Raw genomic sequence first — 15,762 nt, 5'->3', positions numbered from 1 at the left:
AATGACGTATCCTACTGAAACTCTTACCCACTCAGATATTTGGGCAACCACTCCTGATTTGACAACCTTGCGCCACAAGCTACTAGATTTATTTTCTCAACGGGCTTATCAAGAGGGTGATTTTGTTCTAGCTTCGGGACTACGTAGTTCTTATTATGTCAATAAGATGCAGGTAACACTACATCCCCAAGGAGCTTTAGCTGTTGGACGATTGTTGTTTCCTTTACTACCTGTAGATACCCAGGCTGTAGCAGGTTTAACGATGGGGGCTGACCCAATGGTGACAGCAGTCAGTATAGTTTCTGTTTATGAAAACCGACCCATACCAGCGCTGATTATTCGCAAGGAAGCCAAGGGTTATGGGACGAAAGCTTATATAGAAGGTCCCACTTTACCAGAAGGTGCAAAAGTAGTAGTTTTGGAAGATGTGGTGACAACTGGGCAATCTGCTTTAAAAGCGGTTGAGCGTCTTAAAGATGCAGGTTATACCGTTAATCAAATAATTTCCCTGGTAGACCGGCAACAGGGTGGAGGTGAGTTGTATCAGTCAGCTGGGTTGAAGTTTGAAACTTTGTTTTCAATTCAAGAAGTTCAGGAACGCTATCGACAACTGGCGAAATCATAAGTGTCGCTTGCCAAATTATTTGACAATTTGAAAGATTTATGTAATTGAAAATATTACTCTTAAAACCCTAATAAGGGTTTTATTATTTTAGGCTCAAAATAGCCTTTACTGCACTGGCGATCGCGGAAGATGCTTTTTCGATTTCTTCTTTGGTTGTAAATTTCCCAATACCAATTCTTAACGCTCCCTCAATTATATTTTCTCCAAGATTCATAGCTTGTAGAACGTGAGACGGCGCGACAATACCTGATGAACAAGCCGCACCTGTAGAAATAGCTAATTGATGGCGAACTCTAGCAATAATGGCACTATTAGGGATGTCAGGGATAGAAATATGTAAGTTACCTGATAAACGGTTGTTTAAATCTCCATTCACAAGTAAATCAGGAATTTCAGTTTGAAGTAAGTTTTGTAACTGATCTCGTAAAAGTGCGATCGCATTTTCATCTGCTGACATTTCCAACTGTCTCAATCTGCAAGCTTCCCCCAAGCCAGCGATTCCAGGGACATTGAGTGTACCCGATCTGAGTCCTTGTTCATGTCCACCACCGTAAATAAGTGGTTCAAGATAATGACCTTTTTTTACTACCAATGCACCAACGCCTTTGGGTGCATAAAGTTTATGCCCAGAAATAGCTAGATAGGTAATACCCCAGTCTTGGAAGTTGATGGGAATTTTACCGACTGCTTGGGAAGCATCACATAAAAAAGGGATATGGTATTTTTGAGCGATCGCTCCAATTTTTTGTATTGGGTAAATTGTCCCTACTTCATTATTAGCAGCCATCACACAGATTAAGGAAGCACCGCCAGAGCAGACTTTTTCTAGATGTTCTAAATCAATTTGGGCTTGTTGATTGACATTTAACCAAATAATTTCAGCAAGCCCTTTTTTGGCTAATACTTTGCAGGTGTCTAAAACTGCCTTGTGTTCAACTGGGGAAATAATTATTTTGGCGGGAGTATTTTGTTGATTAATATGTCCTTGAATTGCTAAATTAATACATAGCATTCGATTGATTTCTTGACCATCGGGACGAGTCATTGTAATCCGTCGGGCTTCAAAACCTTCTCCCTTGGCGGCGACTTCCTTTTGCAAAGCTTCCAGATTCTTAAAGCGTCGCACCAAATCCGCTAATTTCATCTCAAATGCAGTGGCATCATCATCTGTCCATGATTCAGCAGGTTTATCCGCCACAATCATCACCAAAGCTTCCAACCACTGAGAATCACTTGCGGTTTCATCGGATGCTGCTCGAATAAAGCGTTTTAGTGAAGATTCAATACATTTTCCGGCTAAATAATTCGCCCTTACCCGCAAATCTTCTCTGAGTTTTGTTTCCTTACTTCTGACCCCAAAACCTTCATAAATAAGTTTTTGACAATCACTCAATAAGCAATCGTAAGCTGTATGAATTTCTCTGAGGGCATGAACTAACTTAGTGCGTAAAGTTTTCGCAGTGACACCATCATCCTCGGCTTCAGTGCCGATAGAGGGTAAATTACAAGCTGCTGGTAAAGCTTTAAACAACAACTCATCTGGTTCAACAGTAGTTTTTAATGCTTTTAAAATTGCTCTTGGTTCATCTGCCAACTGTCGGGTTTGTTGAGTATATTTAGGCAGTTTATTAACAAATTGATAAAGAGGAGTAACTACCGTTAACAGAGTGGCATTACGAACTTTACCCAATTTTTTTAACTGAGGATTGCGTAAAATTGCTTCTAATTCTTTAAAAACTTCTGCTCTTAATCCGACTACTGCAAAATACTTAACTGCAAAACGTTCAGGATATTTAACTAATAATTCAAAATGTTCTGTTCCTAATACAGGAATAAATGTACCATCTTGATAAAGTCCCAAATCATCAGCGTGATACAACAGTACTGCCGCTAAAATTACCGGAACTGCACCTTGTTTCACACCGTAGGGAGGTGCTGCTAAATGTTGATAAAGTAAATCAAAGGTTTGGCTTGTTTCTGTTGCTGCTAAACAAAAATTCTCAACTGCTTCCCACAGATAATTCAAACCCGAATTTTCTAATGGTGGATAAAAATCCCAATAATCATCTTCCTGACGATGAATCCCTGTTTCTTCTAACAGAGAATAATACATACTAACTTCAGGGCCAAAACCTTCTAAAGCTAATCTCTCTTCATTTTGATGTTCTAACATTGCCTGAATCAATTCTCGTCTAGCCTTTGTCCCTTGAGAGGTTAAATCTCGACGATTAATTAATTCATTCCACAAAATTGCACTGCGATGATAAACACGATCGCAAATATCAGAAAGCTTACTATTAAAGTCAGTAATGTTGTTGAGTATTTCGACTTTTCCTTGAACCCAACATTGCTGATTTACCCCTATACTAAAGGACTGATTAAGAGTTTCATCTAAAAATTCTTCAGCTTCTTGTAAACGATAATTTACTTCTTTTCTCGCTACCCCATCAGTTTGTAACTCTTTAGCTGTTTTTTTGATATTATTTAAAGCCACAAATTCTAGAGTACGAATTCGCAAAATATCTAAGTTAGCCGCACTCAAAATAATTAATGGTTTACCATCGCTAGTTGTAGAAGGAACAGAACTTGTGGTGAGCGCAGTCGAACCACTAGGCATTTCGTCATCTACCCAATACCCCACAAAACCATCTGCATCCACACTACTACAACGTAACTGACTCAAATCTTGCGAATTATCTAAATAATGCCGTTCAAAATAACGTAAAGTTCCTGTCTGATAGCTGTGACGTTGGGCTACTAAAGGTCTTAAAGGACGCTGGAGAGATAACAGTTTAACTAAAGGCGATCGCTCTTGTTCTATATATGTACTTAACTCATTATCAACATTAAAATCAGAACCTTGCCAAATCCGCAATTCATCCAGTTGACGACGATGAGTAATTAGATTCTGTTTTAGTAGTTTATCAATAATTTCTTGCCAATAATTAATTTGAGTTTCTGAGGGGCGATCGCACATTGCTAAAGATACTAAAGTTCTTGTCGCCCTCATCGAACCTGTAACTGTAATCAGGTTCAAAATCCCAATAGTTTTTAGTACCCTCAGACTATCTTCTTCTAAGCGTTTAGCATCATTAATTAAATCTTGAATTTCTACCCATCTTTGCAGATTAGGGCGAGAGGCTAAACCCATCCCCGCAGCTTCAATAAAATAGTCATAGACTCGATCTAACTTAAGATTTGGTAAATTATTATCTTTAACTATTACTTCTTCTAAAAAATTACGAAATGAGAAAGGCTCACCACTTGTTAAAAATGTGAATAAAGAACGGTCATTCTGAGCATATCGGTGACAGAGGGTTGGTAAAGCAAGCGCAGATAAGGGATGTAGCGGATAAACTTTTTTTATAACTTGATCGGTTATTTCTTCATCTACAATTATTGATTCTAAATATTTACTCCACTCCTCAGAGTCACTACGAATAGCACAGCTTATATTGTCTGCTGCTGATGAATCAATCGCTTCTCCAATTAAACTCATCATTTGTCCAGATGATTCAGCAAAAGCAATATCCTCAAATCGCCCCTTAATCTTTGCCCATTCATTTCGTTGAACAGTTGCTAATCGTTGACTATATTCTGCAAAATCTTGATGTAAAATACCTAAAAAATAAATAGGATTTTTGCTATCCTTTGGTAATTCAGCTAATTGTTGTAAAAGATACAAATCTTCATCTGCTTGAGCATTAGCAGCATACTCTAAATTCTTCCCTAGTTCATCAATAACAATGAAAATTCCCGTTTGAGATTCCTTGGCTAATTCCAACACTAAATTAGGAATATCCCTATTATCAACCTTTCCACCATCATTAACTTCTGCTTCTAAATCTACCAACTGACGCACAACATTGATTTTGTTCTTTTGGCTAGCAGTCCAAAAATTATCAACGCCTGTTAACAAAGCCCTGATAATGGTATGACTAATCGGTTCTCTTTGTCCCGTAGCTACAGCCCTCATTAATCCCGCCGGGCTGATTTTCTCTTGAATTAACTGATAGATATCACTATCTCTACCTAATTTATCTTCAGTTATTGATAAAGCTTTAATGTGCATTTTGTTTTGAGAATTAGCACATAAAGAAATTAAATAATGAGTAAAAGCAGATTTCCCAGTACCATAAACACTAGTTAATGTCCAAGCTCTATTTCCTTCATCAGAATTAAAGCTCTTCAAGATACGTGATAGAGAATCAATTGCTCTTTTAGTCAGAACATAGCCTTCTAAAGCTTCCACACTATTTAAATCTCTTTCTAGGTTAATAGAACGAGAATAGCGACGCTGGAGACTGAAATAATGGGATAACTTTTTGTTAGTCATAATTTCCTTCACTCTTATCTAAATTTATAATATTTATCTAAAATTTCTTCCGCTAATATCTCTGGGCTGTCAGGTAAAGATAACTGAATTAATCCGGCAGTGTCGGAAAGAACTATCGTATCAAATTCTTTAGCAACTGTCTCAATAGCTGCACATAAAATACTTTCCGTCAGTTTAAAGACCATCCCTGGACTACCTTCATCATAGAGTAACCGACGAATAGTAATTGTTTCGCTATCCTGACTTACCCAACTAGCATATTCTAAACAAGCGGCGACTATAACTGATGGAGGTAAATTCGCTTTCGCACCCATTTTAAACTGATAATTTTTCCCAAAATGACGAATTAAACCCAGTTCGTTAAAAGGACAATCAATAGAATCTTCGATAGGAGTATTATCTCTAATTAAATCTTGTGTTGCATACATTCTTAAAATACAATTTACATCTTTGATAAAAGAAGATTCAGCAATGGTTTTGTTGAAATTATTTATATAATCTTTCAACCCCGTCAAAATATCTTCTTTTGTAAAATCCAAATCTCGAAAAACATTAAAGATATAATACCAAGAAGCCGCGTCGCATCTGGGTTTTAATAAATTCCAATGTAATAACCATAGTGATGCCGGATCTTCTAAATAAGTATCCCATCCATTATCTCCTAAAAGTTTTTCCCCGAATCTTGTTGGTAAATTATTTTTATCAATAATTTTAAATGCAGTAGACCAATAACGAATAGCACGTACCATATTTTTACCAACACCTAAACGTACAGGAGCATCATCCTGTGAGAAGATATCTGGATTTTTCTTAGCTGTATCAAATCCTTTTTTCAACCAACCAAAACGAGGGTGAAAAGTTTCATGGTTAGCAAATACAGGATTTACTGCATTTTCAAAATATTTAAGGTTTAGACTAGTTTGGATCATGGGAAAATAGAGATAAAATAACAATCATTTTCTTGTTAGTAGAAGTGTTTATACCACAAAGGAAGCTTACAATACTTAATGATATAAAAATGCAGTGATGCTAGTATAGGCTCCATCTACACAAAAGAAAGATTTATTATTTTAATCTGTTTGACTGTATATGTATAAAAATTAGGTTAATTTTACATAAAAGGTTTAAGTTGTGTCATTTGAACTTGAAGATATTCTGGAGGATGGTCGTTCAATTTGTCCTTTCCTTTACTTCCACAAGCTTTAGGACATGACGCACTCCAGTAGATTGCTAATGTGGTGAATTACCGTACACAATCGACAACTCAAATTCTTATGTATATTTTTTAAAGCCAGCAGCGGGATTTGAACTCGCGACCTTCCGATTACAAGTCGGATGCACTACCACTGTGCTATGCTGGCAATTTTACTGATTACTCTCAAGTAGCAACCACAATTTCTTATTGTACCATAATCAATTTATTTGTCTAGCTGTAATTGCTAAAAAATATCTCCCTCTTCAGAAATAAGCCTAGAAGACTAGAAATTTACGCTTGGAAAGTCTAGTTGGCGTTGCAATTGTGATGAAACAGAAACGAATCTGCGATCGCAGTCGCTGATAAAGTTGATAAATTAATATCCATACCAAAAGCTAACTCAAATCCTGGGCTGAACGCAAAAATATCTCGTCAGTTCCAAAACTGTATTTTCTTAGCACAGCTGAATAAAGGAGCAGAAATATATAATTATTTTTTACAGATTATAAGCATGGCAGCATTGCTCGGACGAGATTTACTAAGTCTAGCGGACATCAGTCCGACTGAAGTTCAAGAACTTCTGCAATTGGCAACTCAACTGAAATCGCAACAGTTGAAGTTGCAGTGTAATAAAGTCTTGGGGTTGTTGTTCTCCAAAGCTTCAACTCGCACGCGGGTAAGTTTTACTGTGGCGATGTACCAATTGGGTGGACAGGTAATCGATCTCAACCCTAATGTCACTCAAGTTAGTCGCGGAGAACCTTTGCAGGATACGGCGCGGGTGTTAGATCGATATCTGGATATTTTGGCAATTCGCACTTTTGCCCAGCAGGATTTGGAAACTTTTGCTCACTATGCCAAGATTCCGGTAATTAATGCGCTTACTGATGCAGAACATCCTTGTCAGGTATTGGCTGATTTATTGACGATTCAAGAAAGCTTTAACAGCCTTGCTGGGTTAACTTTGACCTACGTGGGTGATGGGAATAATATGGCTAATTCTCTGATGTTGGGCTGTGCTTTGGTAGGGATGAATGTTAGAATTGCCACCCCTAGCGGATATGAGCCAGATTCTAAGATTGTAGAACAAGCAAGAGCGATCGCTAATAACAAAACAGAAGTCCTTGTCACTCACGATCCAGAGTTAGCAGCTAAGGATTCTAATGTACTTTATACTGATGTTTGGGCAAGTATGGGGCAAGAATCTGAAGCCGATAATCGGATGCCAATTTTCCAGCCTTACCAAATTTCGGAACAGCTATTGAGTCTTGCTGATCCAGAGGCAATTGTTTTACACTGCTTACCAGCCCATCGTGGTGAAGAAATTACTGAGGCAGTTATTGAAGGTTCTCAATCAAAAGTTTGGGAACAGGCAGAAAATCGTCTACACGCTCAAAAAGCTTTGCTTGCGAGTATCTTAGGGGCAGAATGAAAGGAGTTAGGAGTCAGAATAGCTCGTGTGCAATTGGCTCCTAACTACTTGCTGGTAAAAAATCCGAAATAAATGGGTAAAAGAAAAGAGAATATTCTTGCTTTTGCCTTTCATAATTTTTACTTTTCTCTTGTTATGGGGAGTTTTTTGTAGTACTAATGTTCTAGAGACATTAATAATTACTTCCCGCAAATTTATGGAACGTCTAACGGAAGCTCAACAAGAACTTTACGAATGGTTGGCAGAATATATCAGAACGCACCAGCATTCGCCTTCAATTAGGCAAATGATGCAAGCGATGAACCTGAAGTCACCAGCACCAATTCAAAGTCGTTTAGAGCATTTACGCACAAAAGGATATATAGAATGGACTGAAGGACAAGCGCGAACGATTCGGATTTTGCGTCCTGTTAAGCAAGGTGTACCAATTTTGGGCACGATCGCTGCTGGTGGTTTAATAGAACCGTTTACTGATGCTGTAGATCATTTAGACTTTTCTAATTTCGATTTACCTCCCCAAACCTACGCTTTGCGGGTAGCTGGCGATAGCATGATTGAAGATTTAATTACTGATGGTGATGTGGTATTTCTGCGTCCAGTAGCAGAACCAAATCATTTAAAAAATGGTACTATCGTCGCCGCTAGAGTAGATGGATTTGGTACAACATTAAAACGTTTTTATCGTCAAGGCGATCGCGTTACCCTCAAACCAGCAAATCCTAAGTACAATCCCATTGAAGTCAGTGCTATGCAAGTACAGGTCCAAGGTTCTCTCATTGGTGTTTGGCGCGGTTACAACTGAGTAATGGGGAGTGGGGGAGAAATAACCAACGCCCAATGCCCATTAATTAGGGTTCGTTACCATCTTTGTGCTTAACTTATGTACCTGACGAAAAATCCAGTGCAGCAACTGCCCACTTTCCGGTTGAAATTACCGTTTGCAAGGGAAAGTAAGGGCAGTTATTACACTCCGCAACCATTACCAGGATGCCCAAGAATGCCTTTGTCTCTGCAATTGCGACAATATCAGCGACAAGCGATCGCTAGCTGGTTTAGCAACAATGGCAGAGGGACGCTGAAAATGGCTACTGGTAGTGGTAAAACTATTACCGCATTAGCGATCGCTTGCGAATTATATCAGCAGATTAATTTACAAGTTTTGGTGGTGGTGTGTCCCTACCGCCATCTCGTCACCCAATGGGCGCGAGAATGTGAAAAATTTAATTTGCAACCCATTTTAGCCTTTGAAAATTTACGCACTTGGCAAAGTCAACTTTCTACGCAAATTTATAATCTGCGTTCTGGTTCTCAACGGTTTGTTACGGTGATTACTACGAACTCTACTTTAATTGGAGATGGGTTTCAGTCTCAACTCAAATATTTTCCCCCCAAAACTTTAATTATTGGAGATGAGGCGCATAATTTAGGCGCACCCAAGTTAGAAGAAAGTTTGCCGCGCAGTGTTGGATTGAGGCTGGCTTTATCTGCCACGCCGGAGAGGTATTTTGATGATTTTGGTACGCAATCTTTATTTGATTATTTTGGCCCAGTTCTCCAACCAGAGTTCACTTTGAGGGATGCGATCGCTCAAGGGGCTTTGGTACATTATCTGTATTATCCGGTGCTGGTAGAGTTAACTGAGGCTGAAAGTATTGCCTATTTAAAGTTAACTAAAAGAATTGGGCGATCGCTACTTTATCGCGATCGACAAAATGGCGAAGTGGGATTTGAAGATAATGAAGATTTAAAGCCGTTATTGATGCAAAGAGCAAGATTAATTGGGGCGGCGGAAAATAAATTAAATGCTTTGCGAGATTTAATGATCACTCGCCGCGAAACTACTCACACACTTTTTTATTGTAGTGATGGTTCCCAAGATGCAGGACAACGTTCATCTCTACGCCAACTCAAAGCTGTTGCTAAAATTCTGGGGGTGGATTTAGGGTACAAGGTAAGCACCTATACGGCTCAAACAACTTTACAAGAACGCGAAATTTTACGGCATCAATTTGAAAGCGGAGAATTGCAAGGTTTAGTGGCAATTCGTTGTTTAGATGAAGGTGTTGATATTCCAGCAATTCAAACTGCGGTGATTTTATCAAGTTCTGGTAATCCGCGCCAATTTATTCAGCGACGGGGGCGAGTTTTACGTCCTCATCCGGCTAAGGAACGCGCCACTATATTTGACATGATTGTTTTGCCACCAGATTTAGATAGAGAAACTATAGAAGTTGAGCGCAATCTGTTAAAAAAGGAATTGCGTCGGTTTGTAGAGTTTGCTGATTTAGCTGATAATGCAGGCGTTGCAAGAATGAAGTTACTTGATTTACAAAAGCGATATGGTTTATTAGATATTTGATGATGAACTATATAGTTGTATTTTTTTGTAAAAATTTTCAAGTTTTGAAAAAACAAGCATTAAGTATGAAATAATAAAATTATGAATTAGATTATAATGGGATGTAAGTGACTTTAAAAATTTCACTTGCATCCCATTATGATATAGATTGCTAATATTAATAATAACAGAAGAGAATTCAATAATAAAGTTTTTTTTTTCAAAGAAAAGTATAAATTTAAAAAAATAGTTTTTACAAAATTAAAGATAAGGCTAACAGTGGCTTTACGGTGGTAAATACAGCACTAGAGAAAGTTAAAATATAGAAAAACTATATTTCTAAACCGAAGATGTCACAAGATGCGAATATCGATGATGTGCAGGAGCCAATAAACAGCGCTCCGCCGGAGGTACGGCGAATTATTGAGCGGGTATGGAAGCTGGAAAAAGGCAGGTTAGATAAGAAGATTAACAGCCATATAAATGATAATATTTTGGACATTATTAAGGAAGAGGTGCGATGAAGCTGACTTCAATCAAGCTATGCAACTTTCGCTCCTTTTATGGTACGACACCAGAGATGCTTCTGGCTGGTGGAGATGTTCAGAATACGACGATTATTCATGGGAATAATGGCTCTGGAAAAACCAGTTTACTAAATGCCTTTACTTGGGTATTATATGAAAAATTTAGTGCAGCATTTGCATCGATAGAGCAGTTGGTGAATAAGCGTGCGATCGCAGAGGCTCAAAAAGGTCAAGCTGTAGAATGTTGGGTAGAGATTGGCTGGGAACATGAAGGTAAACGCTATCGAGTTAAACGTGCCTGTCGGGGTTACAAAAACGAAAGTGATTTTGACGCTGGCAAAACTCAATTAACAATGTGGGTTGGTGCGGATGATGGCAAATGGAATATACCAACTCAGCAACCAGACGATATAATTAATCAAATTTTACCCGCTACTTTACATCAATATTTTTTCTTTGACGGCGAACGAATTGAAGAAATAGTCCGTTCTGATAAAAAGGCTGAAATTGCCGAAGCTACAAAAATTTTCTTGGGTGTAGAAGTAATCAACCGTTCTATCAGACATTTGGGAGATGCAAAAAAAGCTCTAGAAAATGAATTAAAAGCGATTGGTGATTCTGAAACCAAACAACTATTACGACAGCAAGAAAAGATAGAACGCGAACGCGAACGCATTACCAAACGGCAAACTGAGATTAAAGAAGAGTTAGAATATCAACAAACTTTTAAAAAAGAAACAAGTAACCGTTTGCGAGAACTAAGTGCAGCTAAAGAATTGCAAGAAAGATGGCAGGATTTAGAATCGCAGAAGACGGCGAATCAAGAAGAATATAAAAAAACAAAGGAAGCGCTGAAAAAAGTTATCTCTGCGCGGGGTTATACAGTTTTATTATCGGAAACTACATCCCAGTTTCGCGGAATTATCAATGATTTGAAGCAGCGCGGCGAGTTAATATCAGGAATTTCACGAGAATTTGTGAATGATTTACTCAATTCTCAGCGCTGTATTTGTGGCGCAGAATTACACGAGGGTAATCATTCTCATACTCATGTGAGTACTTGGTTAAATAAAGCAGGTTCCTCGGCGGTGGAAGAAACTGCAATTCGGATGATAGCTCAAGTAGATGAAATTGATAAGCAAGCAATAGGATTTTGGGAAGAGGTTGATAGAGAACAAAGTAGAATTAATCAGTTAAGGCAAAGCATATCTCAAATTGAAGGCGATTTAGACAATATTCAAGAACGGTTGCGAAAAGATGCTAATGAAGAAATTAGCAGTTTACAAAAACGCTTAGATGAAATTGAAAGTAAAATTGATGAATTGAATCGAGAACAGGGTGCAAATCAGCAGCAAATTGCTCAACTCACAACTGAGATTGAAGGTTTAAATAAACAAATTGCCAAGCAAAAACTGAATGAAGATAAGCAAACTCTAGCACAACGACGAATTAACGCTACTCAAGATGCAATTGAACGGTTAACGGAAGTTAAAAATCGTCAAGAGCAACAATTTCGCCTGCAACTAGAAAAGCGAGTACAAGAGATATTTATGGAGATTTCTGTAACTCCATACATTCCTAAAATTAGTGAAAAATATGAACTGACATTAGTAGAAAATACTACAGGTATAGAAGCACCAGTTGCAGCTTCCACCGGGGAAAATCAAATTCTCAGTTTATCCTTTATAGCCAGCATCATTGACAAAGTACGGGAATGGAGTGAGAAACGAAAAATGATGATGATTCCGGATAGTAGCACCTTCCCAATTGTGATGGATTCACCCTTCGGCAGTTTGGATGAGAATTCGCGGCGACACATTGCGAAAACAATTCCCCAATTAGCGAATCAGTTGATAGTTTTAGTAACTAAGACTCAGTGGCGGGGTGAAGTAGAAGCAGAAATGACAAACAGAATTGGAAGAGAATATGTGCTTACGTATTATTCATCTAAGCCAGATTGTGAACAAGATTATATTGAGTTGAGTGGAGAAAGATATCCTTTGGTGAAACAAAGTCCGAATGAGTTTGAGTATACGGAAATTATGGAAGTTGAACGAGATAGGTAATTACAGTTTGTCAACTTAGAACCAGGGCGATTACAAACCGTCCTTTTAACTTCTCAAGTCCCCGTGAAATGCTTTAATGGCTTTAGTTTATACTAAAGTTTACTAATGCTTCTCCGAAAAACTACAGCAGTTGTTGTCTCACTCTTAACTCTATCAACCTCTAACGCCCTAGCCTTTTCTGACACCCAAAGCTATTGGGCAAAAAATTGTGTGCAGCAACTAGGAGAGCGTAAACTGATTACAGGCTATCCTGATGGTAGTTTTCGCCCAGAAGCAACAGTGACACGCGCTGAAGCAGCAGTGTTGATGCTAAATGCTTTTCCTGATTCACCAGTGAAACGCACTGCTACGTCATTTAAAGATGTACCCAGTAATTATTGGGCAAATAAAGCAATCTCTACCGCTTACCAAAAAGGATTTTTTTCTGGTTATCCCGGTGGAATTTTCCAACCCAACCAGCCAATTCCTCGCGCCCAAATCATTGGTGTCATAGCTGGTGGAAAAAATTACAGCCCTATATCTAACCCAACGCAGATATTACAACAATATTTTAACGATGCGGCACAAATTCCTAACTATGCCCAAAATGCGATCGCATCTGCGACTATTAATAGTATTGTTGTCAATTATCCCAATGTCAAACAGCTAAAACCACTGCAAAGCGCTACTAGGGGAGAAGTTGCAGCTTTGATATGTCGGGCGTTAAATATCTACACGGTTCCGCCACAATATATTGCGGGAATCGAAGTACATCCGCAAGAAGTACGCCCTTTACCAGGAAAACTCGATATTATTCCCACCTTTAACAGCAATAGTCCCGAACTGGTTACAACTGAAGGAATTTTACTCTCAACTTTCCCTCCAGATGGCAAACAAGTACAGTCAGCACATTTAAATTATGCTTTTGAGGGCAGATTTGATATATTTGCTCATCATATCGTCAGGGCGGAAACATCAGCCCAAAGCCGCACTGTTTACCAAGGGATAATCGTACATAATCCAGGGAATGAACCTGTTACACTGCAAGTTTTACAAGCTGCTAGTTACCTCACCAAAGAAGCGCCATTTATCGCTTTACCTGATATGGTGGAAAATCCCCAAGGTACAGTTTACTCTGGGCCAGGCGATCGCACAATGAATGATGTATTGCGGGGAGTTCGCCAAGGGATTTTTCCCGAAAAGCTGGTGATAGAACCAAAAGAAACGCAAATCCTAGCGAATTTAGCCATTCCTGTACAGGCTCCTGCTTCTAACGGTCGCACTACGATGATGCGCTTGACAAGTAGTAGCCCAGTTTATCTCGCAAATTTAGTCAAAAATAGTAATATTCCACCCACCTTAGCCGAGTGGCAAAAGCTTTTGGATACAGCCAGTTTAGCAGGAAAACGCGACCCCATTCCTACACCTCTCGACCCTCCCAGAGAACCAACAGTATTTAGTCGCGTAGCTGGTGTCTCCCAAGGAACGCAATGGCAAACACAGCTTACGGATAATTCCAATGTGTCTGAATTAACGATACCCCAATCAGGAAAAGCGTTCTCTTATCCTTTGGGAACTGTACATTTAATTACTCTCAGCACTGGACAAATTCAAAGTGCAGCGATGTTAAAACGCTATCCTGATACGGCTTACTTTGCTCACAGTAACTATGGTGTTGAATACAATCTGACTTTACCCCTCAGAAATATTACTAATCAAACTCAGACAATAACTGTATCAATCCAGACTCCTGTAAAGGATGAAGGGGGAACAAATAGACTTTTGTTTTTAAAGCCAGGTGTAGAACAAATATTCTTTCGGGGAACGGTGCGGGTGCGTTACATCGATGATAATGGTGTGGAAAAAACGCGCTATGTCCATTTGGTACAGCGTCGAGGACAAAGGGGTGAACCGTTGGTGACGCTGAAAATGTTAGCGGGTGGGAAGCGAGAAGTACAGGTGGACTTTTTGTATCCTCCAGATTCTACGCCGCCGCAGGTTTTGACGGTGAGAACGGAGGGGTAAATATCTCACGCAGAGGCGCAGAGGCGCAGAGGTTTTTTAGTTACAGTTGAGAAAAAGGGAGGGATGGGGTTATGGTTGCTAGTCCAGACAGAAATTATATGTCTCCACAGGAATATCTGGAATGGGAAGAACGCCAAGAAATTAAATATGAATATATTGATGGTGAAGTTTTCGCCATGACTGGGGGTACTCTTCCTCATACTAGTATTGCCTTAAACTTAGCTTCGGCGTTAAAAAGTCACTTTCGGGGAAGTTCCTGTCGAGCTTTTATGGCGGATGCAAAAGTAGGTGTATCTGAAAACGGGCCTTTTCATTATCCCGATGTTGTGGTGAGTTGCGATGAACGAGATAAACAAGCTATTCAATTTCTCCAATATCCTTGTTTAATTGTTGAAGTTCTGTCCCCAAGTACAGAAGCTTACGATAGAGGCAAAAAATTTACGCGGTATCGTCGCATTCAGACTTTGCAAGAATATGTCCTCATTGATGCTGAAAAAATTGGTTTAGATTGCTTCCGGTTAAATGATAGAGGACTCTGGGAGTTACATCCTTATGAAGAAGGGGATGAGGTTTATTTAACTAGTGTTGATTTTCACTTTCCTATTTCTTTGGTTTATGAGGATGTTCAGTTTCCAACTTGAGTTTAGGGAAAACTACAGATGGTGGCAGAAAAAGTAAAACCATATTCGGATGATTAAAAATGACAGCACACGAAAGAGAACAGTTAATTAAAGATATCAATGTACTGCTACATCAAGCTTATGACAGTACTTTAAATGAAATTCACGCGCTCTTAAAAAGAATCGATGATGTAGATGATGAAGAAGACTTAAAAGCCATTAAAGAAGCTAGGGAAGATATACGCATTAATGGCACTGTGTCTTGGGATGAAATTCAAAACGAAATAAGAAACGAAATAAACAAGGATGTTGCGTGAGTTACGAAGTTAAATTTTCAAGGGGTGCGAAAAAGCAGTTTAGGAAACTACCTATAGACGTACAACAGCGCATACAAACTAAAATCAACGACTTGGCAATAGAACCGCGTCCAAATGGGGTAAAAAAATTACAAGGTGATGATAATTCATATCGTGTTCGAGTAGGAGATTATCGAGTGGTTTATGAAATAGGTGATGATGTTTTGATAGTAACTGTAATTAAAATAGGACATCGTAGCGAGATTTATAAAGACGAAAGTTAGCGGAGTCGGGAATATGGTGCTACTAATCCTGATGAACCG

At 38.8% G+C, this 15,762-nt stretch carries 12 protein-coding genes and 1 tRNA gene; 10 read left to right on the top strand and 3 right to left on the bottom strand.

Translation table 11 applies throughout. The features are described from left to right. The first annotated feature begins 1 nt into the window (after position 1). Positions 2-625: an orotate phosphoribosyltransferase gene (pyrE, locus tag ACFFRD_RS30305; protein ID WP_114084965.1), complete on the top strand. Its 624-nt coding sequence runs from the start codon at positions 2-4 to the stop codon at positions 623-625. Positions 626-707: 82 nt separating this feature from the next. On the opposite strand, the gene ACFFRD_RS30300 is transcribed toward pyrE, so the two are convergent. The 3 genes from ACFFRD_RS30300 to ACFFRD_RS30290 form a co-directional block, all read right to left on the bottom strand. Next, the gene (locus ACFFRD_RS30300) at positions 708-4,961 is read right to left on the bottom strand and encodes a cysteine desulfurase family protein (protein ID WP_392479456.1); all 4,254 of its coding nucleotides are present in this window, start codon (positions 4,959-4,961) and stop codon (positions 708-710) included. Positions 4,962-4,975: 14 nt separating this feature from the next. Next, positions 4,976-5,890, bottom strand: coding sequence for a DUF4007 family protein (locus ACFFRD_RS30295; RefSeq protein WP_392479454.1), 915 nt, complete (start codon positions 5,888-5,890; stop codon positions 4,976-4,978). A gap of 360 nt (positions 5,891-6,250) precedes the next feature. Then, positions 6,251-6,322: transfer RNA gene (locus ACFFRD_RS30290), tRNA-Thr, on the bottom strand. 345 nt (positions 6,323-6,667) lie between these two features. Here ACFFRD_RS30290 and argF point away from each other — a divergent pair. The 9 genes from argF (at position 6,668) to ACFFRD_RS30245 (ending at position 15,723) form a co-directional block, all read left to right on the top strand. Further along, positions 6,668-7,588, top strand: a complete 921-nt coding sequence (gene argF, locus ACFFRD_RS30285) for an ornithine carbamoyltransferase (protein WP_392479452.1) — start codon at positions 6,668-6,670, stop codon at positions 7,586-7,588. A 196-nt stretch (positions 7,589-7,784) separates the two neighbouring features. After that, positions 7,785-8,390: a transcriptional repressor LexA gene (gene lexA / locus ACFFRD_RS30280; RefSeq protein WP_012410809.1), complete on the top strand. Its 606-nt coding sequence runs from the start codon at positions 7,785-7,787 to the stop codon at positions 8,388-8,390. A gap of 78 nt (positions 8,391-8,468) precedes the next feature. After that, entirely contained in the window at positions 8,469-9,947 is a 1,479-nt protein-coding gene (locus tag ACFFRD_RS30275) for a DNA phosphorothioation system restriction enzyme (RefSeq protein ID WP_392479450.1), read from the top strand. A 329-nt stretch (positions 9,948-10,276) separates the two neighbouring features. Next, a complete protein-coding gene (locus ACFFRD_RS30270; RefSeq protein WP_167306198.1) occupies positions 10,277-10,450 on the top strand; it encodes a hypothetical protein in 174 nt (57 codons plus the stop codon). After that, the gene (locus ACFFRD_RS30265) at positions 10,447-12,519 is read left to right on the top strand and encodes an AAA family ATPase (RefSeq protein ID WP_392479447.1); all 2,073 of its coding nucleotides are present in this window, start codon (positions 10,447-10,449) and stop codon (positions 12,517-12,519) included. Before ACFFRD_RS30270 ends, ACFFRD_RS30265 begins: the two co-directional genes overlap by 4 nt. Positions 12,520-12,624: 105 nt before the next feature. Beyond that, positions 12,625-14,523 (top strand): DUF3370 family protein, encoded by a 1,899-nt coding sequence (locus ACFFRD_RS30260; protein WP_392479445.1) that lies wholly within the window; start codon positions 12,625-12,627, stop codon positions 14,521-14,523. A gap of 71 nt (positions 14,524-14,594) precedes the next feature. After that, a complete protein-coding gene (locus ACFFRD_RS30255; RefSeq protein WP_392479443.1) occupies positions 14,595-15,164 on the top strand; it encodes a Uma2 family endonuclease in 570 nt (189 codons plus the stop codon). 59 nt (positions 15,165-15,223) lie between these two features. Next, positions 15,224-15,460, top strand: a complete 237-nt coding sequence (locus tag ACFFRD_RS30250; protein ID WP_392479441.1) for a hypothetical protein — start codon at positions 15,224-15,226, stop codon at positions 15,458-15,460. Further along, positions 15,457-15,723: a type II toxin-antitoxin system RelE/ParE family toxin gene (locus tag ACFFRD_RS30245; RefSeq protein ID WP_392479439.1), complete on the top strand. Its 267-nt coding sequence runs from the start codon at positions 15,457-15,459 to the stop codon at positions 15,721-15,723. The genes ACFFRD_RS30250 and ACFFRD_RS30245 overlap by 4 nt, the downstream gene beginning before the upstream one ends. Positions 15,724-15,762: the final 39 nt, after the last annotated feature.

Source organism: Nostoc sp. C110, assembly GCF_043099725.1.
Lineage (GTDB): Bacteria > Cyanobacteriota > Cyanobacteriia > Cyanobacteriales > Nostocaceae > Nostoc > Nostoc muscorum_A.
This window is presented reverse-complemented; position numbering and strand designations above follow the sequence as displayed.